Genomic DNA, 21,147 nt, shown 5'->3' with positions numbered 1-21,147 from the left:
GGAGAACATGAAAAAGGTCGGACTGCTAGGAGGCACTTTCAACCCTCCCCATATTGGGCATCTGATTATTGCGAATGAAGTCAGGCATGCTCTAGGTCTTGACGAAGTAAGGCTGATGCCGGCATCCATCCCGCCGCATAAATCAAACCCGTCAGACGCAACTCCTGAGCAGCGTCTCCGCATGGTCGAGCTTGCTGTTGAAGGGACAGAAGGACTGACAGTATCCTCCTTTGAAGTAGACCGCGGAGGAGTTTCGTTCACTTTTGAAACGATGAAACAATTGAAGGAACATGAGCCAGACAAAGAATTCTTTTTTCTAATCGGCGGAGATATGATCGATATGCTGCCCAAGTGGTATAAAATTGAAGAGCTATTGCAGCTTGTTAAATTTGTCGGTGTTGGCAGACCGGGTACAATAGGGAAAACAACTTTTCCGGTCACAATGGTTCACATACCTGAAATTAAGCTATCGTCCACGCTTATACGACAACGGGTGCAGGCAGAAGGAACAATCCGGTTCCTCGTCCCTGGTAAAGTCGAAACTTTTATCCGTATGGAGGGCCTATATGGAAACTGAGCGCTTACTAAAAGAAGTTGAAAAGAGATTGCCGAAAAAACGTTTTGAACATGTACTTCGAGTTACGGAAACAGCAAAGCGATTGGCTGAACGTTTCAGTGTTCCTGTAGAAAAGGCGGAGCTTGCGGCATTGTTGCATGATATCGCAAAATACATGGAACCAAAGGATATGCAGAAATTAATTGAAGAGAACGATGAAGACGAAAGAATGCTATCCTTCCATCATGGGATTTGGCATGCTGCCGCCGGCCGGATAATTGCAATGGACGAATTCGGAGTGAATGATCCAGACGTGTTGAATGCCATTCGTTATCATACGACAGGCAGAACAGGTATGTCAGAACTCGAGAAAGTCATTTATGTAGCTGATTTGATTGAGTCGGGCCGAAACTTTCCGGGAATTGAAGAACTGAGAAATGCAGCAGAGAGGTCAATCGATATAGCAATGAAAGCTTGCATTGCGCATTCTGTCGGCTATCTCGTTGAGAGGCAGGCGGATGTGTTCCCGGACTCATTCGAATGTTATAATGAACACGTACAAAAAATATGAACTGTCAACTACGAAAGGAAACGTGAAAATATGCCAACATTACTGGAAACAGCTTATAAGGCGGTAGACGATAAAAAAGCTCAAGAGATTGTTGTATTGAATATGGAGGGTGTTTCACTCATCGCAGATCAATTCATCATCTGCCACGCGAACTCCGAACGTCAAGTCCAAGCGATTGCGAGAGAAGTTTCTGATAAAGCTTCTGAAAACGGCTTTGGAATTAAACGAGTAGAAGGTCTCGATACTGGTAGATGGGTCCTTGTAGATCTAGGGGATGTCGTTGTACATGTCTTCCATAAAGATGAGCGCGGTTATTATAATTTGGAAAAATTGTGGGGAGATGCTCCGCTACTGAAGATGGCCGATGAGCAATGAGAGAAGCGTATACGGAATTCGCAGGCGTTTATGATGAATTGATGACCGATATCCCGTATGACACATATGTGGAATTGCTATCCTTAGGGGCAGATGGGTTAAAAGGAAAAAAAGTCATCGATGTCGGTTGCGGAACCGGACTCCTTTCGGTAAAGCTTGCAAAAGCGGGAGCAGATGTAACGGGAATTGACTTATCGAAAGATATGCTTGAAATAGCCGGGAAACGGGCGACCGCCCTTTCCCTTTCGGAGCAAGTCCGATTCAAGAAGCAGGCAATGCAGGAAATAGAGGGGCAAGCGGAATATGATGTAGCAGTCATCGCGATTGATTCCTTGAACTACTTGCCGAACGAGGAAGCTGTACTTCGAACATTCAAAGGAATCCATTCGGTTTTGAATAGTGGTGGAATGCTTATGTTCGATGTACATTCCACTTTTAAGACAGATGTCATTTTCATGGAAGGCCCATTTACTTTCGACAATGATCGGATTGCATACATATGGGAAACCGAGGAAGGCGAAAAGGAGCATTCTGTATACTCAGAGCTCAGTTTCTTTGTCAAAGAGGAAAATGGTCTTTATCGTCGGTTTGATGAGAGTCATCAACAACGTACATATCATGTTTATGAATACGTTGATATGTTGCGTGAAGCGGGCTTTACGTTAGAGCGTATATTTGCGGATTGGGAAGATGAGCCGCCTCACGAAGAAAGTGAAAGAATATTTTATCAAGTGAGGAAATGAAACTTTCTTTTTGGTAGTTTTTCATATATAGTGAGATATGACTCCATATGGATGCCTCGAAGAAAGGGTGATCAGGCTGTTTCTTTCGAAAGTATCCGGAAAATGGCGTAAGATCATCACCCCTATTGCAGCTATCGCTGTACTATCCGCAATACTGTTCTTTCCCCGAGGACAGCACGGCAATCAACTGACTGCCGCGAGCGGACAATCCCCAATTCTTGATATTTTAGAAATGGACCAATCGGTAGAAGAGCAACCGATAGAAGAAATTAAAGTTGAACCCGTAGCCATCATGGTAGATATTCAAGGCGCTGTAAAGCATCCTGGCGTCTATTCACTTACCGAGGGTGATCGGCTCATTGACGCCATTCATGCCGCGGGTGGCTATTTGCAAGATGCGGATTCCCGTATGTTGAACAATGCAATGATCTTGCCTGACGAATTTTTCATTTATGTGCCTAAAGTAGGCGAAGAAATTGAAGTGTCCGCGGGTGAAAATCATTTTATTCAACAGAAGGAAAAACAGGATGATGGTAAAGTGAATATCAATTTGGCTGATGTGCAGGAGCTGATGACGATTCCAGGAATCGGTCCGTCAAAAGCTGCTGCCATCGTTCAATATCGGGAGGAGAACGGCTCTTTCGCTTCGACCGAATCAATCATGGAAGTGTCGGGTATTGGACAAAAGACGTTCGAGAGACTGGAATCTTTCATAACGACTAAATGAGTTAAAATGTTTGGAGGCATACATATGGAGCGGATTACATGGGATCAGTTTTTTATGGCGCAATGCCATTTACTAGCGGTCAGAAGCACATGTACAAGACTCGCTGTCGGGGCAACGATTGTTAGAGATAATCGGATTATTGCAGGAGGCTATAACGGCTCCATTTCTGGTGGAGATCATTGCATTGACCATGGTTGTTACGTCGTTGGAAATCATTGCGTGCGTACGATTCACGCTGAAATGAATGCCTTGCTGCAATGTGCTAAGTACGGCAGTCCGGTAGATGGGTCGTCTTTATATGTGACTCATTTTCCATGCTTGCAATGTTCGAAAGCGATTATCCAATCGGGAATCCGGACAGTCAATTATGCGAAAGACTATAAAAATGACGAGTATGCTTTAAAGCTTTTTGAGCAATCCGGTGTTGAAATCCGCCACATCCCATTTGACGAAAGTAAAGTGGATTTCGCTAAGGATGGTAAAATGGAGCTTATTAACGACTTGCTAGTTGAAATGGAAGCTTTAGGCGCATCAACTGAAAAACTGGTCCCATTCAAAAGAAGGGTGGATGACCTATTCGGCAATTGATCGGTGAAATTCGTCTAATCTATATATGTATACCGGTAGCCGTATCGGCTTTTGCTGCATACGGACCGGTGCTGATTTTATGTTGCAATCTCCTTCTTATCCCCATTTTTCTTCGTAGAAAGAAAGACTTTCTTACCCCTGCGCTTGCTCTTATAGCAGCAATACTTTCTTATTTTTTTATTTCCTTACAAGTGCCTGAGCTGCAACAATCCGGTGATCCAGCAACTATTAATTTCACGTGGACGGATCAAGTTAAAATCGATGGCGGTACAATGAAAGGCTTCGCCAGGACCGATTCGAATAAAATAGTATATACCGTATTGAAATTCAAAAATGAAGAACAGAAGTTGCAGTTTCAAAAACTCCATATTCCGTCTGTACGTTTTACACTTCAAGGTTCATTTAAAGATTTGCCCTCTGCTGCCCACGATTATTCATTTAATATGGAACGCTATTTGAAAATGTATGGGGCAATGGGCATGTTTGAGGCAAACGAGATAGTCGGTTACGCAAAGAACTTGAGTCTGTCGACGATCCTGTCGGAACATAGATGGCGTGTGAAACAACATATTCAAGAAACTTTCCCGGACAGCTTGGTAACGGAAGCAGAGGCTTTACTCATTGGAGATAGAAGTGGGATGGATGAAGATGTAGCAGCCAGTTACAGAACACTGGGAATCACTCATCTGTTTGCGATTTCAGGTCTTCATGTAGGGTTATTGACATTTCTTTTGCGAAATCTGCTCGTCAGATTATCAATCAGGATTGAAACGGTCGATACATTATTAATTATCCTATTGCCTTTGTATGCAGTCATGGCAGGCGGGGCCCCTTCTGTCTGGCGTGCTGTTTCTGTATCGATCATCGTCTTGCTGACCGCTACCGGGCGCTTTAAAATGAGAATGGACGATGCGCTTGCCGCTAGTGCAATTGGATTTATCCTTTGGCAGCCATTTGTTGTTTTTCAACCGGGTTTCCAATTATCCTATTTGGCAGCCTTATCTTTAATTTACTCAACAAAGATCTTATCGCGTTCAACGTCAGCAATCGCCGTTTCGTTTCTTGTGACTACGATTACCCAGTTAGCATTATACCCAGTTCTCTTATATCATTTCTATGAACTGTCATTATCATCGTTTGTTGTTAATCTCGTTTATGTCCCTTTGTATTCGGTAATCATTTTACCCGGAAATATCATTTTGCTCCTTCTCACATATTTATTTCCGGCCGTTTCTGAAATCGTATTTATCTTCTACGAGCCTTTTAGGCGTATGATCGGTATATGTACGGAGTTTTTAGCCTCCTTGCCGTATCAAATGTGGACACCTGGACAACCCCCAGCTCTATTATCTGCCATTGCAGTAGTTGGTACGTTATTGTTCTTCATTGCGATTGAAAAGGGGGAGAAACCGATTTGGGCGATTCCGATCATCTTACTTCCTGCACTTTTTTTACAGTTGTTTCCATACTTTGATTCAACATTGAGGGTCACTTATCTTGACGTCGGTCAAGGAGATGCCATCGTCATTGAACTGCCCTATCGCAGAGGTGTTTACCTAATTGATACGGGCGGCACCGTGAGCTGGGGATCTCCGGCGGATTGGCAGGCCCCAATGAAACCATTTGAAGTAGGTCGGAAAATAGTCGTTCCGTATTTGAAAGGGAGAGGAATTACGAAAATCGATAAAATGATCCTTACCCACGCGGATAGCGATCATATGGAAGGTGCAGATGAAGTGCTGGAGGAAATTCGTGTAAACGAAATCCATATCTCGCCGGGGAGCGAGCTGGAACCGACGATGGAGGAAGTGCTTCATATTGCAAAAGATAAGAAGATACCTGTTCTTGCTATGACGGAAGGTGCGAATTGGTCTGTCAAGGAGACCGGTTTTTATTATGTTGCTCCGGAGAACGAGACCTATAAAGGCAATGACAGTTCACTTGTTTTACTAATGACTACAGTTGGACCGTCTTTTCTATTTACAGGTGATTTAGAAATTGATGGGGAGAAGGCAATTGTAAAGAAGTATGGCGATGGGGATTGGGGGAGATTGATCCTGAAAGCCGGACATCATGGGAGTCGGACTTCTAGCTCAGACGCATTTATCCAGTCGTTGCAACCGGAACTTGCAATTTTATCTTATGGAAGGAATAATCGATACGGTCATCCACATGCTGAAGTGGTCGAGACATTTGAAAAATACGAGGTGCCTACGATGGCGACCGCGGATCATGGCTCGATTACAGTCCTAGTGAGGAAAGGCAATTATACCATTACGACTTCATTAAAATGAAAAGACGGATCCGTCCACGTATACATGGACAATCCGTCTTTTCGGAATTCATTAACGTGCGACGACGTCTATGATTGTAGCAATAACGAAAATTGCAGAAAAACCTACGAAAGCTACAATGAAACCGATACCAGAGTCGATTAAGTCATTGCGTTTAGACTGTACGTCATGTTCAAACTCATTCATTGCTACACCTCCTAATTCCTATTTAGTATAGATGATAACGGATAAAAAATCTATATGTAACGTGCTTTTATGCCGAGTTTATGACAATCGACACAATTTGTTCATAGTCATGAAACCTTAATGTATAATGGAAAAAGGTTATTGGCAGGAGGGATAAGAATGGTTAACGCAATATGGAAAAGCATTGGCGAAGGCAACATCGGCCCAGTTTACTTGTTGATGGGTGTGGAACGGCATTTGATTGATACGACAATTAAACGACTTATCAAGGCGATGCCGGACATAGATGAAAGCTCGGTCATTCGATTTGATTTGGAAGAAACACCTGTTGAAGCCGTCATCGAGGAGGCGGATACGTTGCCTTTTCTGGAAGAAAGGAAATTGATCATCGCCAATAATGCTTCTTTCCTGAAAGCATCCGATAAGACAAAAGAAAAAGTCGTACATAATATTGCGTTGCTGGAAGAGTGGCTTGGCAATCCGTCCCCAACTGCTACTGTCGTTTTCTTGGCGCCTTATGAAAAATTGGACGGACGGAAAAAGATTTCAAAACTTATGCAAGAGAAAGCAATCGTAGTGGAAGCCATGCCGCTCGCAGGCAAGGATTTGACGACTTGGATTCAAAACGAAGCAAGTTTGAAGGGTGTCAAAATAAGTACCGAAACCGCCCAAGTCTTAATCGATATGACAGGGGACAGCCTTTTGACCCTATCATCCGAAATCGCGAAAATCGCAATGTATATGGATGGGGACGGCGAAGTGACAAGCACAATCATAGAAAATCTCGTTCCCCGTCTGCCTGAAGTGGATGTATTCCGATTGACAGATGCCTATATGACTGGAAACGTAAAACAAACGATAAAAATATACCATGACCTACTAAGGAATGGAGAAGAACCGATCATGCTCACTTCCTTGATCGCAGGGCAAATCAGATTAATGATCCATGTTTCCTCCCTTGTGAAAAAAGGATACCAACAACAGCAAATCGCAAAAACATTGAATGTCCACCCATACCGGGTAAAGCTCATCATGGAAAATCGAAACATACCCAAAATGGAAAGACTGCTCCTCATTTTACAAAAACTCGCGCATATCGACCATCAATTGAAGTCGACGAGTGGTAAGAGGGAAAGGGTATTGGAGATTTTCTTTATGGAGCCTTTGAGGGTGTGAATAAAATAGAAAAGGCTGTCCCATTTTCAAATATGAAAGGGACAGCCTTGTTTCTAATCCAGCTCCGGGCGCCAGAAGCTTTTTTCATTATAGTGCTTTTTTTGTAAGACGTGCTTTTTGGCGAGCTGCTGTATTTTTGTGGATTAGACCTTTACGAGCAGCAGTATCCAATTTCTTAACTGCGTCTTTCAAAAGTTCAGTAGCGTTCTCTTCTTTATTGATGAGCGCAGTGTCAGCTTTACGTACAGCAGTACGCATTGCAGCTTTAACTTGTGAATTTTGTTCATTCGCAGCGGCACTTTGTTTAACGCGCTTAATTGCACCTTTGATGTTTGGCATTCCATTCACCTCCAATTTCAGGTAAGGCAAGAGTGTTTCCATATTTAGCATTCGGATATCTCTTTACAACATTAACATTTTAGCAAAAACACCGCAATAACGCAATAAAAATATGCAAAGAATATTTCCTTGACACAACGTGCAAACTGCATATTGAGGTGATTACAATGGATAAGTATGATTTTTACCGTACCGACCTACTTGTGGAACATGAAGAGATGGTTCGCCATCAGACGGAAAAAGAAAAAGAGAAATTAAAGGACTCAGAAGGCATCCAATTCGATGAACAACGAAAGGGCAGAGTCATTTTAACATCCGTAAAAATTAATGCTGAAGGTGAAAAGAGAATCGGCAAAAAAGCGGGAAGTTATTTGACGCTTACGAATCCTACCTTGACGCATACAGATCGTGAAGGTCTTGAAGAAATGGGGAGCATGCTCAAATCCAAACTGACTGAAATGACCGCAGGTATTCCTAATTTAAAGACAGGAAAAATCCTCATGGTCGGATTGGGAAATAGGGAAGTGACCCCCGACGCTGTTGGCCCCCTTACGATGGATCGACTTAAAGAGATCGTCCCGATGTACTATTCAGATGAGGGGAGCGAACTATTCATTTATGCTCCTGGCGTTACAATCCAGACGGGGCTAGAGACAGCTGATTTTGTTAAAGCATTAGTTCATGAAATCAAACCGGATGTCTTAATCGTAATTGATGCTTTAGCCGCGAGGGATAGTTCAAGGTTATGCAAAACGATTCAAATGACGGATACAGGCATACATCCAGGTTCAGGAGTAGGGAACAGCAGGAAAGAGCTTTCGAAAAAAACATTGGGCATACCGGTTATAGCCATTGGCATTCCTACGGTTGTAGATGGCCCTGTATTGATAGCGGATGCCATCAATACTTTGTTCAGTTATATTGCAACCAAAATTGAAGAAGAAAGCCATCCTTCCTCCCGATTGTCCGTCTCACCATGGCTTCATGAGCCCAATAAAGACGCGGATAGGACGAAGTTAATCCCTATTTTTGGAGATTGGACATCATGGCCGCATGAGGAGAGAGTGCAATTATTTGAAGAAGTATTATCGAATCATGACTTAAACACATTCATTTCCCCAAAAGAAATCGACTCTTGGGCATCCCTCTATGCAGAAATTTTAACCGACTCTTTTAGTGAGTGGATTGAGGAGCTTAAAAACTAGTCATTGACCCGGATCCCCCCGCATATAGTTGAAGACGGGGGGATGTCGCATGAAAAAAAACTTGCAAATATGGACTGTAATTGTACTCACTCTTTTCCTTTTCCCGGTCGTAATTCAATTCATACCGGAAGAATCAAAGATCTCCAACTCCAAAATAATTAAGGAAAACGCTCTTATCGTCTATGCATCCAACATAGTGGCGGAAGATGAGTCGGTTCCTGAAGTTGAAGTCGAAGCGATGGAAGAAGAAATTAAACTTGGTAAAGTGTTGCTTTATAACACACACTCCCATGAGGCGTACGAACCGATGACAAAGGCGGCCGATGGAAAAATCGCTGTGGATCATCAGACCGAAAATGTCGTGAAAATGAGCGATAAACTGAAAAGCCAACTTGAAACGAATGGCGCGGAAACTGAAATTCTGAAAAAAGTAGTGCAGCATAAACACGCCTACTCCGATATTAGACCGTATGTAAAAAAGCGGGTTACCGAAAATGAGTATGATTTAATTATTGATATCCATCGGGATTCGGTCGGTCCAGAAAAGACGACAATTATACATGAGAACCAAAGATATGCAAAAGTTGCATTTGTGCTCGGTGTCGATAATCCTTACTATAAAAAGAATGAAGCGATGACGAATAGAATAAAAGCAGGAATGGAAAAGCGTGTACCTGGAATCACAAGAAATGTAATATCTAAAGGCGGAGCAGGTGTAGACGGGAAGTATAACCAAGACCTTCATCCGAATCTCATACTTTTGGAACTCGGAGGCATTGGGAACTCGGAAGACGAGTTAAATAGGACGATTGCGGTAATTTCAGAAGCGATTTTGGAAATGCTGAGTGAAAATGAAATGGAAGAAAAATAAGTAAGTTATGATTTGTATTTCAGACTAGCTCTAGGATTGGAACGGAAGGCGGCGACTCCAGCGGGAATAGCATGAGCTGAAGACCCCGCAACGAAGCGAAGCGAAGTGAGGAGGCTGAAGCCATGCCCGCGGAAAGCGTCCGCCTGAAGTGTAAATCCGGGTTTGATATCTTAATTCAAATATAACGTTTGCTTCATGGCCAATATCCATGAAGCTTTTTTTATGCAATCAACGGCCAAATCTTTATCAAAACGCTGTCATCTGTTATTCTTGATTAGTCTATAATGAAGGCTTTCATTATTTACTTTAAGGGAATAAGAATAAGTAACATGTTTATCAGTTATTTGCTATAATGCAAATAGCTTATATAGGAGTGAACTGACAGATGAATCATAACGAAAGATTGGCACGTCAAAAAAACATTAGAAACTTCTCTATCATTGCCCATATCGATCACGGGAAATCGACGTTAGCCGATCGCATATTGGAAAAAACTGAAACAGTTAGTTCGCGTGATATGAAATCGCAAACATTGGATTCAATGGATTTAGAACGCGAACGTGGAATTACAATTAAGTTGAACGCGGTGCAATTGTCATATACGGCGAAAGACGGGGAAGAGTACACTTTCCACCTAATCGACACTCCAGGGCACGTCGACTTTACATACGAAGTGTCACGTAGCCTTGCAGCATGTGAGGGGGCAATCCTTGTTGTTGACGCGGCACAAGGAATCGAAGCGCAAACATTGGCGAACGTCTATTTAGCGCTCGACAATGATCTTGAAATTCTGCCTGTTATCAATAAAATCGATTTGCCAGCAGCAGATCCCGATAAGGTCAAACAAGAAATTGAAGATGTTATCGGCCTGGATGCTTCTGAGGCGGTGCATGCTTCCGCGAAAGCTGGGATTGGCATCGAAGAAATCCTCGAACAGATTGTCGAGAAAGTGCCTGCACCTACGGGCGATCCCGAAGCGCCGCTGCAAGCATTGATCTTTGACTCTCATTACGATCAGTACAAAGGCGTCATCGTCAATATCCGAATTGTCCAAGGAACTGTCAAGCCTGGTGATAAAATCCGTATGATGGCAACCGGAAAAGAATTCGAAGTCATTGAAACGGGCGTATTCACACCGAATATTTCTTTGCGCGATGAATTATCGGTAGGAGACGTCGGCTTCCTTTCCGCAGCAATCAAAAATGTCGGCGATACGCGCGTCGGGGACACAGTTACGAACGCGAAGAATCCGGCGAGCGAGCCGCTGCCTGGTTATCGTCGATTGAACCCAATGGTGTTCTGCGGTCTTTATCCAATCGACTCATCGAAATATGTGGACTTGCGTGAAGCGCTTGAAAAGCTGGAACTTAACGACTCCGCACTTGAGTATGAAGCAGAAACATCCCAGGCGCTTGGCTTCGGATACCGTTGTGGCTTCCTTGGGCTGCTTCACATGGAAATCATCCAAGAGCGGATCGAACGTGAATTCAAAATTGATTTGATCACTACAGCGCCGAGTGTTATTTACAACGTCATAACGACAGACGGAAAAGAATTGAAAGTGGATAACCCTTCCATGATGCCGGATGCACAAAAGGTCGATCATGTCGAAGAGCCTTATGTGAAAGCATCGATCATGGTGCCGAATGAATATGTAGGTTCTGTTATGGAACTATGCCAGCAAAAACGCGGCAATTTCATTACAATGGATTATATTGACGCATCACGTGTCAATATTATCTACGAGTTGCCCCTTGCTGAAATTGTCTATGACTTCTTTGACCAATTGAAATCAGGGACAAAAGGTTATGCATCCCTTGATTATGAATTGATTGGCTACAAACAATCGAAACTTGTTAAAATGGATATTCTATTGAACGGTGAACAAGTCGACGCACTCAGCTTCATCGTCCATCGCGACTTCAGCTATGAGCGTGGCAAGGCGATCGTTGAAAAATTGAGGAAGCTTATCCCGCGCCAACAGTTTGAAGTACCAGTCCAAGCAGCCATCGGTCAAAAGATCGTTGCGCGTTCGACCATCAAGTCGATTGGTAAAAACGTCCTTGCAAAATGTTATGGCGGAGACATTTCCCGTAAACGTAAATTATTAGAGAAACAAAAAGAAGGGAAAAAACGGATGAAGCAAGTCGGATCCGTCGAAGTCCCGCAAGAAGCATTCATGGCTGTTTTGAAAATGGACGAAGATTGATATTTAAAAAATAAAAAGGAGTCCAATATGGGCTCCTTTATTTGGTGCCTGCCACCCACAAAAAGAAAGGGGACAATACTAAAATGCGAGGTATGTATATTCATATTCCTTTCTGCCACCAAATTTGTCATTACTGTGATTTCAATAAAGTATTCTTTAAAAACCAACCTGTTGACGAATATATTGAATCGATCGGGAACGAATTGTCCATTTTGTCGAATGAGGGGCATTCATTCAAAAAACTTGAAACAGTTTTCTTAGGTGGTGGAACTCCGACTTCACTGTCCGAATCCCAACTTGATCGTTTACTTGAAATCATCCATCAATACGTTGATATAAATTCTTTACGCGAGTTCTCGACTGAAGCTAATCCGGATGAATTGACGCGCGGAAAGTTATCCGTTTTAAAAAATGGAGGCGTTGACCGACTTAGCATCGGTGTCCAATCATTCGATGAAGAATTATTAAAAAGGATTGGTAGGACGCACGGAGCAAATGATCCGCAAAGAGTAATAAAAGAGGCAAGGGAAGTTGGTTTTGAAAATATTAGTATCGATTTGATTTATGGGCTTCCGGAACAAACAATTGGTCAATGGAAACATACACTTGACGCTGCGCTCGCTCTTGACCTGCCGCATTACTCGGGATACTCGCTCATCGTCGAGCCGAAAACCGTTTTTTATAATTTAATGAATAAAGGAAAGCTGCCGTTGCCAGGTGAAGATTTAGAAACGGAAATGTTCTCCATGCTAATTGATAGAATGGATGCTGCAGGTAGAAAACAATATGAAATTAGCAACTTTGCAGTACCTGGTAAAGATTCCGTCCATAATCTGATTTATTGGGATAACGATGAATATGCTGGAATCGGAGCGGGTGCACATGGTTACTTGAAAGGTCAAAGATATGCCAATCTAGGACCGCTAAAAAAGTATATGGAAAGCGCAGATAACAACCTACGTCCACTACTGGAGTCGCATGAAGTGACAGAAGTCGAATCGATGGAGGAAGAAATGTTTTTAGGGCTCCGCAAATCATCCGGCGTTTCTAAAGAAGCATTCAAGAATAAATTTGGAAAGACGTTGACGGAAGTGTATGGAAAAGCGTTAGAAGAACTCATCGGAGAAGGAATGGTCTTGGAGTCGGAGGGAAGTATAAGACTTACAAGAAAAGGTGTATTTAGAGGCAACGAAGTATTCCAGCAATTTCTCAAGTAATACAGAGTTAATTCGTTGACACTAACACCCCAATTTGATAAATTATGAGTAGTCTTAGCACTCACTCATAAAGAGTGCTAACAGGAGTGATGATCATGTTGACAAACAGACAATTGCTTATATTGCAACTGACGGTTAACGATTTCATCGAATCCGCACAACCTGTCGGATCAAGGCAGTTATCTAAAAAACCGGAAGCTCCCTTTAGTCCCGCTACCATTCGTAATGATATGGCTGATTTGGAGGAATTAGGGTATCTCGAAAAAACCCATACTTCTTCGGGCAGGGTTCCTTCGGAAAAAGGCTACCGTTTCTACGTCGATCATTTATTGACACCCGAAAAATTGACAATCGAAGATAGCGTTCAATTGCGCTCGATATTTCAAGATAGGGTAGTGGAAACTGAGGAACTGATCCGCAATTCCGCAAAAATCATATCTGAACTGACCAACTACACGTCAATCCTATTAGGGCCAGATATGTCCATGCATTCGGTGAAAAGGTTTTCGATTGTCCCATTGGATGAAACGAAAGCAGTTGCCATCATTGTGACGGATAATGGGCATGTGGAAAACCGGGTTTTTGATGTTCCTAAAGGTATGATGGCTTCGGATATTGAAAAGATGGTGAATATTTTAAATGAAAGGCTTGTCGGAACGCCACTGAGCTTTCTGCAGAACAAGCTTGCCCGGGAAGCAAAAACAGTTTTTGAACAGCATGTGCATCATGCTGGCGACTTATTTGCATCATTCCAACGGGCGATGACAATCAAACCCGAAGAGCGTTTGTATTTCGGCGGCAAGATGAACATGTTGAAGCAACCGGAATTCAACGATCTTCAAAAAATGAAAATGTTTTTCGAGTTAATCGAAAATGGTACACCTGCGATTGATTTTTTCCAGGATGCGACAAAAGGAATTCATGTACGGATCGGTTCGGAAAATAAAAATAATGCGATGGAAGATTGCAGTGTAATCACAGCAAACTACTCTGCTGGCAACAATATGGCGGGTTCTATCGCGATCATCGGACCGAAAAGGATGGATTACGGCAAGGTCATTACGATGCTGGATATTCTTAGCGTTAATTTATCGCATGCGTTGAATGAGATGTCGATCGGATTGGATAGGAGGAAAGAACAGTGACTGATAAAATGAATGATGTTGAAAATGAGGCTGCCGAAAACGAAGCAACCCCTAAGGGAGCAAATACGGAAATGGATACTGAAGTAGAAAACATTTCCAACGATAGCAATCCTGAAGATACGATCGAGATAGTCGATGAAAAGGATGAAAAAATCAACGAGCTGGAAGCGAAGCTGCACGAAGAAGAAAATAAGCTTTTGCGCGTGCTTGCTGATTATGAGAACGCCAAGAGAAGAGCTGCACTTGACAAAGAGGCATTGATCAAATATAAGGCACAAAGCATACTGACGAATCTGTTGCCGATACTTGACAACTTTGAACGCGCTCTTGCAGTCGAAGCGAAGTCCGAAGAATCACAGTCACTTTTGACTGGCATGGAAATGATTTATCGAAACTTGATCGATTCCTTAAAAGGTGAAGGCCTTGTTGAGATTGAGGCGCAGGACAAGGAGTTCGATCCGAATTTCCACCAAGCCGTTATGACTGGAAGCGAACCAGATAAGTCTTCAGGAATCGTGCTTGAGGAATTGCAAAAAGGGTATCAGTTAAAAGATCGCGTACTTCGACCTTCCATGGTCAAAGTGAACGAATAAATTATATCAATCTGTTGAAGACGCATTTATCTAGGAGGAATTCAAATGAGCAAAATTATCGGTATTGACTTAGGGACAACAAACTCAGTAGTAGCAGTATATGAAGGTGGAGAAGCGAAGGTAATCCCGAATCCGGAAGGTAACCGGACAACTCCTTCTGTTGTAGCTTTTAAAAACGGAGAACGTCAAGTCGGAGAAGTGGCTAAGCGTCAGTCCATTACAAATCCGAACACAATTATGTCCGTAAAAAGACATATGGGATCCGATTATAAAGTGAAAGTTGAAGATAAGGAATATACGCCGCAAGAAGTTTCAGCAATGATTCTTCAGTACATGAAGGGCTATGCGGAAGAATACTTAGGTGAAAAAGTAACAAAAGCTGTTATTACAGTACCTGCCTATTTCAATGACGCACAACGTCAAGCAACAAAAGATGCTGGTACGATTGCGGGTCTAGAAGTAGAACGGATTATTAACGAGCCGACAGCTGCAGCATTGGCATACGGTTTAGACAAGACTGACGAAGATGAAACGATTCTTGTATACGACCTGGGTGGCGGTACTTTCGACGTTTCAATCCTTGAACTCGGCGACGGCGTATTCCAAGTTCGCGCTACAGCGGGAGACAATAAATTGGGCGGAGATGATTTTGATGACGTCATCATCGAATACCTCGTTCAAGAATTCCGTAAAGAAAATGCCATCGATCTCTCAAAAGATAAAATGGCGATGCAACGATTGAAAGATGCAGCGGAAAAAGCGAAAAAAGATCTTTCGGGCGTTACGTCAACACAAATTTCCTTGCCATTCATCACAGCAGGAGAAGCTGGTCCATTGCACCTTGAAATCTCATTGACTCGTGCTAAATTCGATGAATTAACTGCACACTTAGTTGAACGGTCCATGGTGCCGACTCGCCAAGCTATGAAAGATGCGGATCTATCTCCATCTGAAATCGATCGTGTTATCCTTGTTGGTGGTTCTACACGTATTCCTGCCGTTCAGGAAGCCATCAAGAAAGAAACTGGAAAAGAGCCTTTCAAAGGCGTTAACCCGGACGAAGTTGTCGCAATGGGAGCTGCCGTACAAGGTTCAATCATCCGTGGAGATGTGAAAGATGTCGTCTTGCTAGACGTTACCCCACTATCTCTAGGTATCGAAACGATGGGCAGCGTATTCACGAAGTTGATCGATAGAAACACGACGATCCCTACGAGCAAGTCACAAGTATTCTCGACTGCTGCAGATAACCAACCGGCCGTTGACATCCACGTCTTGCAAGGTGAGCGTCCGATGGCTTCTGACAATAAAACGCTTGGCCGTTTCCAATTGACGGATATTCCACCAGCACCACGCGGAATCCCTCAAATCGAAGTTACTTTCGATATCGATAAAAACGGGATTGTTACGGTTAAAGCGAAAGATCTTGGTACACAAAAAGAACAAAACATCACTATCCAATCAAGCACAGGCTTGTCTGATGACGAAATCGATCGCATGGTGAAAGATGCGGAAGCAAACGCTGAAGAAGACAAAAAGCGTAAAGAGGAAGCGGATTTGAAAAATGACGCGGACCAACTTGTATTCATGGCCGAAAAGACATTAAAAGATCTTGAAGGCAAAGTTTCCGAAGACGAAGTGAAAAAAGTCGAGGAAGCAAAAGAAGAATTGAAATCAGCGATTGAAGCTGGCAATTTGGATGAAATACGTACGAAGAAAGAAGCGTTGGAAGAAATCGTTCAACAAATGACGATGAAATTATACGAGCAAGCATCTGCGGAAGCACAAGCGCAAGGCGGAACAGCCGAAGCTGGTGACCAGCCGCAGGATGACGGCGTTGTCGATGCCGACTTTGAAGAAGTCGACGACGACAAGAAAAACTAATTCAACGATCGATTGACGGAAAAGTCAAAGTCCGATATTCCGGCTTTGACTTTTTCTTTTGGGAAAAGAACCACGCATGTTACAATAAATCGAGTCTTTAACATATAAAAGAGTATAGGGTCTATATATTACGGATAATAGTAGTCAGATATGGAACGGAAAGCGTCCGCCTGGAGTGGAAATCCGGTTCTGATATTTTATTCAACATACAATACTCTAATCATATGAATAATACAATGCCATTGATTTATGGGAGAGTGAAGTAATGAGTAAGCGAGATTATTACGAAGTGCTTGGTGTGTCAAAATCGGCAAGCAAAGAAGAAATCAGGAAAGCCTATCGAAAACTTTCAAAACAATATCATCCCGATTTGAATAAAGAAGCGGGCGCAGAAGAGAAATTTAAAGAAGTGACTGAAGCGTTCGAAACATTAAGCGATGAAAAGAAACGTGCAAATTATGACCAATTCGGCCATGCGGACCCAAATCAAGGCTTCGGAGGATTTGGCGGAGGATCAGCCGACGGTTTCGGATTCGAAGACATCTTCAGTACGTTTTTCGGCGGCAGTACAAGACGCCGTGATCCGAACGCCCCAAGAAAAGGCAACGACCTTCAATATTCAATGACCATCGATTTCATGGAATCGGTTTTCGGAAAAGAAACAGAGATTGAACTGCCGAGAGAAGAAACATGTGACACTTGTGATGGGACGGGAGCTAAAAAAGGAACACCCGTCAATACCTGTTCACACTGTGGCGGATCTGGACAAATTTCAGTCACACAAAACACTCCATTAGGACAAATGGTAAATCGCCGAACTTGTCCGCACTGTCAAGGAACCGGTAAAATCATTCCTGAAAAGTGTAATACTTGTCATGGTGCAGGGCGTGTGACAAAGCGCAAGAAGATAAAAGTTACAATACCTGCAGGCGTCGACGACGGTCAGCAGCTTCGCGTTACCGGTCAAGGGGAGGCTGGCGTCAATGGTGGGCCATCCGGTGACTTGTATATTGTATTTAGAGTGAGAGAGCATGATCGTTTCGTCCGGGAAGGTGACGATATCTACTTAGAAGTGTCGATTTCATTCCCTCAATTGGCACTTGGCGATGAAATTGAAGTCCCGACTATCAACGGAAACGTGAAATTAAAGATTCCGGCAGGAACACAAACGGGGACAAATTTCCGTTTGCGAGGAAAAGGCGTAAAAAATGTACACGGTCATGGAACGGGAGACCAACATGTCATTATCAAAGCACTTACGCCTAAGAAGATGACCGAAAAGCAAAAAGAACTTCTCCGTGAATTCGCTTCTATCGAAGGCAACTCGCCGGATGAGTATTCAAGCTCACTTTTTGATAAAATCAAACGTACTATAAAAGGCGATTGAAAGGATGAACGCAGTTGAAGTGGTCAGAAATCTCCATCCACACAACACATGAAGCGACCGAAGCGGTTGCCAATATTTTGCATGAAGCAGGGGCAAGCGGAGTCATTATCGAAGATTCCAATGAACCCGACCGGATCCATGAAGATCGTTTCGGCGAAATCTACGAGCTGAAAAAAGAAGATTTTCCCGCAGAAGGGGTCATCGTCAAAGCATATTTGCCAGTCAATAGTTTCTTAATTGAAACGGTAAAAGAAATTAGTGAATCCGTTGATAATCTAGCTGCGTACGGCTTGGATGTCGGCGTCAATCTTGTTTCTACGAACGAGGTGGATGAAGAGGACTGGGCAACGGCTTGGAAAAAGTATTATCACCCAGTGAAGATTTCAAGCAGGTTCACAATCGTTCCGACGTGGGAAACGTATGAGCCTGTTGATTCGGATGAGTTGATCATCGAGCTGGATCCCGGAATGGCATTCGGGACCGGCACCCATCCAACGACAGTCATGTGTCTTCAAGCGCTGGAAAAGTATGTGGAAAAAGGAAACACAGTCATTGACGTCGGTACCGGATCGGGTGTATTGTCCATCGGTGCCGCTCTCCTGGGTGCGTCGCATGTCCATGCGTTGGATCTGGATGAAGTGGCAGTAAAGGCCGCTCAAGAGAATATAGAGTTGAATAAAGTCCAAAACGTAGTAGAAGTAACGCACGGTAACTTATTAGATTCCGTGAAGGAACCGGCTTCAATAATTGTAGCTAATATTCTAGCGGAAGTAATTATGACATTTTCGGGTGATGCCTATTCCATCCTTCCGGAAGATGGACTCTTCATTGTCTCAGGAATCATCGCTCAAAAGCGTGATCTTGTAAAAGATGATCTTCTAAGCAAAGGATTTGAAATTGTTGAGTCAGTGTTGATGGAAGATTGGGTGGCTATCATCGCATCTAAAAGGAGTGCGTAATTTTGCAACGTTATTTTCTCGACTCCGATTTCGATGAAGACGGCAACGCGCAAATTTTAGGAGATGACGGAAAACATATCGTCAAAGTTATGCGTATGAACTTGGGAGATTGCGTCATCGCAGTCGCGGGAGGCGAAGGATTTGTCTCTGAAATTACAGATTTCCTCCCGGATGGAGTGATTGTCAGTCGGAAAGGCGCGGCACTATCGGCTAATGAAATGCCCGTTCAAGTGACTATCGCATGTGGTTTGCCGAAGGGCGATAAGTTGGATTTAATCGTTCAAAAAGGAACCGAACTTGGCATGAAGGCAATCATTCCATTTGAAGCGGAGCGTTCAATCGTCAAATGGGATACAAAAAAGGGCGATAAGAAAGTGGATCGTCTCAGTAAAATTGCGAAAGAGGCGGCGGAACAATGTCATCGGACAGTTATTCCCGACGTGAAATCCCCCATATCATTCAAACAGCTTTTGATTGAAGCTGAGAAGTTCGACGTACGGCTATTTGCCGATGAAGAAGATGCCAAGAGCACTGACCCCAACAGGATTGCAGATAGATTGAAAAACGTGTATCATAAACAAACGGTATTAGTTGTTTTCGGGCCTGAAGGCGGGTTATCGAGAAAAGAAGCCGAAGCGCTTGTTGAGGCTCGTTTTCTTTCAGTTTCATTAGGACCGCGAATACTCAGGACGGAGACGGCGCCTTTATATTTATTGTCCGCCATGTCTTACGAATTTGAATGAAAGAGGTGAGCAGCTAGTGTCTTCTGTTGCATTTCATACATTAGGCTGCAAAGTTAACCATTATGAAACGGAAGCAATCTGGCAACTTTTCAAGGAAGCGGGTTATGAGCGTTCCGATTTCGAAAAGAATGCAGACGTTTACGTTGTCAATACATGTACGGTCACGAATACTGGTGATAAGAAAAGTCGCCAAGTCATTCGAAGAGCGATACGTCGTAATCCAGATGCTGTCATTTGTGTAACGGGCTGCTATGCCCAAACTTCACCGGCAGAAATCATGGCGATTCCAGGAGTCGATATTGTTGTTGGTACTCAGGATCGTACGAAATTGCTCGGCCTGATTGATGAATACCGGGTAGAGCGTCAACCGATCAACGCGGTACGTAATATTATGAAGAACCGGGTCTATGAGGAGCTTGACGTGCCGGCATTTACTGACCGTACGCGGGCATCATTGAAAATCCAGGAAGGATGTAACAACTTCTGTACATTCTGCATCATACCTTGGGCTCGTGGATTAATGCGTTCAAGGGATCCTGAAGAAGTTATTAGGCAAGCACAGCAATTGGTCGATGCTGGTTATTTGGAAATCGTTCTCACGGGCATCCACACAGGTGGATACGGAGAGGATTTGAAGGATTATAATTTAGCCCGTCTCCTACGTGATCTTGAAACGAAAGTGGACGGTTTAAAGAGACTTCGAATCAGCTCGATTGAAGCGAGCCAATTAACAGACGAAGTGATTGAAGTGCTTCGGAACTCTACAAAAATTGTCCGTCATTTGCATATTCCGATTCAATCCGGTTCCAATACGGTGCTGAAACGGATGAGAAGAAAATATACGATGGAGTTTTTTGCGGAGCGGCTTGATCGTTTACGTGAAGCTTTGCCACATCTTGCGATTACATCTGATGTAATTGTCGGTTTCCCAGGTGAAACTGAAGAAGAATTCATGGATACGTATAATTTCATTAGAGATCATAGATTCTCTGAATTACACGTTTTCCCGTATTCGAAACGGACAGGAACACCTGCCGCTCGAATGGAAGATCAAATCGATGAAGATGTGAAAAATGAACGTGTTCACCGTTTGATCGAGTTGAATGACCAATTGGCAAAGCAGTATGCAGCTGATTTTGAGAATGAAGTACTTGAAGTCATTCCGGAGGAAAAGTACAAGCTTGATCCGGAAAGCGGCTTATATGAAGGCTATACTGATAATTATTTGAAGGTAGTCTTCCCGGCAGAGGAAGCGATGGTCGGAAAAATTATTAAGGTGAAAATTACAAAAGCAGGTTACCCTTATAACGAAGGGCAATTTGTCCGTGTCGTCGAATCTGACGAGGCACTTGTTTAAGAAATCGAGTAGGAGGGAGTGA

The 21,147-nt window shown here is 43.2% G+C and carries 21 protein-coding genes; 19 read left to right on the top strand and 2 right to left on the bottom strand.

Annotated features, from left to right (window positions below; translation table 11 throughout):
- Nucleotides 1–7: 7 nt before the first annotated feature.
- From SLU01_RS14805 to SLU01_RS14775, 7 genes are read left to right on the top strand one after another with little or no spacing between them, the layout of a single operon-like run.
- A complete protein-coding gene (locus SLU01_RS14805; RefSeq protein ID WP_147059709.1) occupies nt 8–577 on the top strand; it encodes a nicotinate-nucleotide adenylyltransferase in 570 nt (189 codons plus the stop codon).
- Nucleotides 567–1,127 (top strand): bis(5'-nucleosyl)-tetraphosphatase (symmetrical) YqeK, encoded by a 561-nt coding sequence (gene yqeK, locus SLU01_RS14800; RefSeq protein ID WP_147059707.1) that lies wholly within the window; start codon nt 567–569, stop codon nt 1,125–1,127. The genes SLU01_RS14805 and yqeK overlap by 11 nt, the downstream gene beginning before the upstream one ends.
- A gap of 30 nt (nt 1,128–1,157) precedes the next feature.
- On the top strand, nt 1,158–1,502 hold the full coding sequence (gene rsfS, locus SLU01_RS14795; RefSeq protein ID WP_147059705.1) for a ribosome silencing factor: 345 nt from the start codon (nt 1,158–1,160) through the stop codon (nt 1,500–1,502).
- A complete protein-coding gene (locus SLU01_RS14790; protein WP_147059703.1) occupies nt 1,499–2,245 on the top strand; it encodes a class I SAM-dependent DNA methyltransferase in 747 nt (248 codons plus the stop codon). The genes rsfS and SLU01_RS14790 overlap by 4 nt, the downstream gene beginning before the upstream one ends.
- Before the next feature lie 37 nt (nt 2,246–2,282).
- Nucleotides 2,283–2,972 (top strand): helix-hairpin-helix domain-containing protein, encoded by a 690-nt coding sequence (locus SLU01_RS14785; protein WP_246111006.1) that lies wholly within the window; start codon nt 2,283–2,285, stop codon nt 2,970–2,972.
- 24 nt (nt 2,973–2,996) lie between these two features.
- Nucleotides 2,997–3,560 carry a ComE operon protein 2 gene (locus tag SLU01_RS14780; protein ID WP_147059701.1) on the top strand — a complete coding sequence of 188 codons (564 nt, stop codon included), beginning with the start codon at nt 2,997–2,999 and terminating at the stop codon, nt 3,558–3,560.
- Complete coding sequence (locus SLU01_RS14775; protein ID WP_147059699.1) at nt 3,557–5,854, top strand: DNA internalization-related competence protein ComEC/Rec2; 2,298 nt, start codon at nt 3,557–3,559, stop codon at nt 5,852–5,854. Before SLU01_RS14780 ends, SLU01_RS14775 begins: the two co-directional genes overlap by 4 nt.
- 51 nt (nt 5,855–5,905) lie before the next feature.
- Here SLU01_RS14775 and SLU01_RS14770 read toward each other — a convergent pair whose 3' ends face one another.
- Complete coding sequence (locus tag SLU01_RS14770; RefSeq protein ID WP_147059697.1) at nt 5,906–6,040, bottom strand: YqzM family protein; 135 nt, start codon at nt 6,038–6,040, stop codon at nt 5,906–5,908.
- 159 nt (nt 6,041–6,199) lie between these two features.
- On the opposite strand from SLU01_RS14770, the gene holA reads away from it, so the two are divergent.
- On the top strand, nt 6,200–7,216 hold the full coding sequence (gene holA, locus SLU01_RS14765; RefSeq protein ID WP_147059695.1) for a DNA polymerase III subunit delta: 1,017 nt from the start codon (nt 6,200–6,202) through the stop codon (nt 7,214–7,216).
- 87 nt (nt 7,217–7,303) lie between these two features.
- Here holA and rpsT read toward each other — a convergent pair whose 3' ends face one another.
- Complete coding sequence (gene rpsT, locus SLU01_RS14760; RefSeq protein ID WP_147059693.1) at nt 7,304–7,555, bottom strand: 30S ribosomal protein S20; 252 nt, start codon at nt 7,553–7,555, stop codon at nt 7,304–7,306.
- Between the two features lie 167 nt (nt 7,556–7,722).
- On the opposite strand from rpsT, the gene gpr reads away from it, so the two are divergent.
- From gpr to mtaB, 11 genes are all read left to right on the top strand, one after another.
- Nucleotides 7,723–8,760, top strand: coding sequence for a GPR endopeptidase (gpr, locus tag SLU01_RS14755; RefSeq protein ID WP_147059690.1), 1,038 nt, complete (start codon nt 7,723–7,725; stop codon nt 8,758–8,760).
- Between the two features lie 49 nt (nt 8,761–8,809).
- A complete protein-coding gene (gene spoIIP, locus SLU01_RS14750; protein WP_246111005.1) occupies nt 8,810–9,631 on the top strand; it encodes a stage II sporulation protein P in 822 nt (273 codons plus the stop codon).
- A gap of 385 nt (nt 9,632–10,016) precedes the next feature.
- A complete protein-coding gene (gene lepA / locus SLU01_RS14745; protein WP_147059686.1) occupies nt 10,017–11,840 on the top strand; it encodes a translation elongation factor 4 in 1,824 nt (607 codons plus the stop codon).
- Between the two features lie 83 nt (nt 11,841–11,923).
- Entirely contained in the window at nt 11,924–13,057 is a 1,134-nt protein-coding gene (hemW, locus tag SLU01_RS14740) for a radical SAM family heme chaperone HemW (RefSeq protein ID WP_147059684.1), read from the top strand.
- 95 nt (nt 13,058–13,152) lie between these two features.
- Nucleotides 13,153–14,202 carry a heat-inducible transcriptional repressor HrcA gene (gene hrcA, locus SLU01_RS14735; RefSeq protein ID WP_147059682.1) on the top strand — a complete coding sequence of 350 codons (1,050 nt, stop codon included), beginning with the start codon at nt 13,153–13,155 and terminating at the stop codon, nt 14,200–14,202.
- Nucleotides 14,199–14,795 (top strand): nucleotide exchange factor GrpE, encoded by a 597-nt coding sequence (gene grpE / locus SLU01_RS14730; RefSeq protein WP_246111004.1) that lies wholly within the window; start codon nt 14,199–14,201, stop codon nt 14,793–14,795. The genes hrcA and grpE overlap by 4 nt, the downstream gene beginning before the upstream one ends.
- Nucleotides 14,796–14,840: 45 nt before the next feature.
- Nucleotides 14,841–16,679 (top strand): molecular chaperone DnaK, encoded by a 1,839-nt coding sequence (gene dnaK / locus SLU01_RS14725; protein ID WP_147059680.1) that lies wholly within the window; start codon nt 14,841–14,843, stop codon nt 16,677–16,679.
- A 265-nt stretch (nt 16,680–16,944) separates the two neighbouring features.
- The gene (gene dnaJ / locus SLU01_RS14720; protein WP_147059678.1) at nt 16,945–18,066 is read left to right on the top strand and encodes a molecular chaperone DnaJ; all 1,122 of its coding nucleotides are present in this window, start codon (nt 16,945–16,947) and stop codon (nt 18,064–18,066) included.
- Between the two features lie 14 nt (nt 18,067–18,080).
- Nucleotides 18,081–19,025 carry a 50S ribosomal protein L11 methyltransferase gene (prmA, locus tag SLU01_RS14715; protein ID WP_147059676.1) on the top strand — a complete coding sequence of 315 codons (945 nt, stop codon included), beginning with the start codon at nt 18,081–18,083 and terminating at the stop codon, nt 19,023–19,025.
- Nucleotides 19,026–19,027: 2 nt separating this feature from the next.
- The gene (locus SLU01_RS14710) at nt 19,028–19,768 is read left to right on the top strand and encodes a 16S rRNA (uracil(1498)-N(3))-methyltransferase (RefSeq protein ID WP_147059674.1); all 741 of its coding nucleotides are present in this window, start codon (nt 19,028–19,030) and stop codon (nt 19,766–19,768) included.
- Between the two features lie 16 nt (nt 19,769–19,784).
- Nucleotides 19,785–21,125 carry a tRNA (N(6)-L-threonylcarbamoyladenosine(37)-C(2))-methylthiotransferase MtaB gene (gene mtaB, locus SLU01_RS14705; RefSeq protein ID WP_147059672.1) on the top strand — a complete coding sequence of 447 codons (1,341 nt, stop codon included), beginning with the start codon at nt 19,785–19,787 and terminating at the stop codon, nt 21,123–21,125.
- The last annotated feature ends 22 nt before the right edge of the window (nt 21,126–21,147 follow it).

This window comes from Sporosarcina luteola, from assembly GCF_007991495.1.
GTDB lineage: Bacteria > Bacillota > Bacilli > Bacillales_A > Planococcaceae > Sporosarcina > Sporosarcina luteola.
Note: the sequence above shows the minus strand (reverse complement) of the source record. Positions and strands in the feature narration are given on the sequence as shown.

What these genes read in the sequence shown, in the direction of transcription:
- SLU01_RS14805 (WP_147059709.1), top strand. Translation starts at nt 8, where the DNA reads ATGAAAAAGGTCGGACTGCTAGGAGGCACTTTCAACCCTCCCCATATT.
- yqeK (WP_147059707.1), top strand. Translation starts at nt 567, where the DNA reads ATGGAAACTGAGCGCTTACTAAAAGAAGTTGAAAAGAGATTGCCGAAA.
- rsfS (WP_147059705.1), top strand. Translation starts at nt 1,158, where the DNA reads ATGCCAACATTACTGGAAACAGCTTATAAGGCGGTAGACGATAAAAAA.
- SLU01_RS14790 (WP_147059703.1), top strand. Translation starts at nt 1,499, where the DNA reads ATGAGAGAAGCGTATACGGAATTCGCAGGCGTTTATGATGAATTGATG.
- SLU01_RS14785 (WP_246111006.1), top strand. Translation starts at nt 2,283, where the DNA reads ATGACTCCATATGGATGCCTCGAAGAAAGGGTGATCAGGCTGTTTCTT.
- SLU01_RS14780 (WP_147059701.1), top strand. Translation starts at nt 2,997, where the DNA reads ATGGAGCGGATTACATGGGATCAGTTTTTTATGGCGCAATGCCATTTA.
- SLU01_RS14770 (WP_147059697.1), bottom strand. Translation starts at nt 6,040, where the DNA reads ATGAATGAGTTTGAACATGACGTACAGTCTAAACGCAATGACTTAATC.
- holA (WP_147059695.1), top strand. Translation starts at nt 6,200, where the DNA reads ATGGTTAACGCAATATGGAAAAGCATTGGCGAAGGCAACATCGGCCCA.
- rpsT (WP_147059693.1), bottom strand. Translation starts at nt 7,555, where the DNA reads ATGCCAAACATCAAAGGTGCAATTAAGCGCGTTAAACAAAGTGCCGCT.
- gpr (WP_147059690.1), top strand. Translation starts at nt 7,723, where the DNA reads ATGGATAAGTATGATTTTTACCGTACCGACCTACTTGTGGAACATGAA.
- spoIIP (WP_246111005.1), top strand. Translation starts at nt 8,810, where the DNA reads ATGAAAAAAAACTTGCAAATATGGACTGTAATTGTACTCACTCTTTTC.
- lepA (WP_147059686.1), top strand. Translation starts at nt 10,017, where the DNA reads ATGAATCATAACGAAAGATTGGCACGTCAAAAAAACATTAGAAACTTC.
- hemW (WP_147059684.1), top strand. Translation starts at nt 11,924, where the DNA reads ATGCGAGGTATGTATATTCATATTCCTTTCTGCCACCAAATTTGTCAT.
- hrcA (WP_147059682.1), top strand. Translation starts at nt 13,153, where the DNA reads ATGTTGACAAACAGACAATTGCTTATATTGCAACTGACGGTTAACGAT.
- dnaK (WP_147059680.1), top strand. Translation starts at nt 14,841, where the DNA reads ATGAGCAAAATTATCGGTATTGACTTAGGGACAACAAACTCAGTAGTA.
- dnaJ (WP_147059678.1), top strand. Translation starts at nt 16,945, where the DNA reads ATGAGTAAGCGAGATTATTACGAAGTGCTTGGTGTGTCAAAATCGGCA.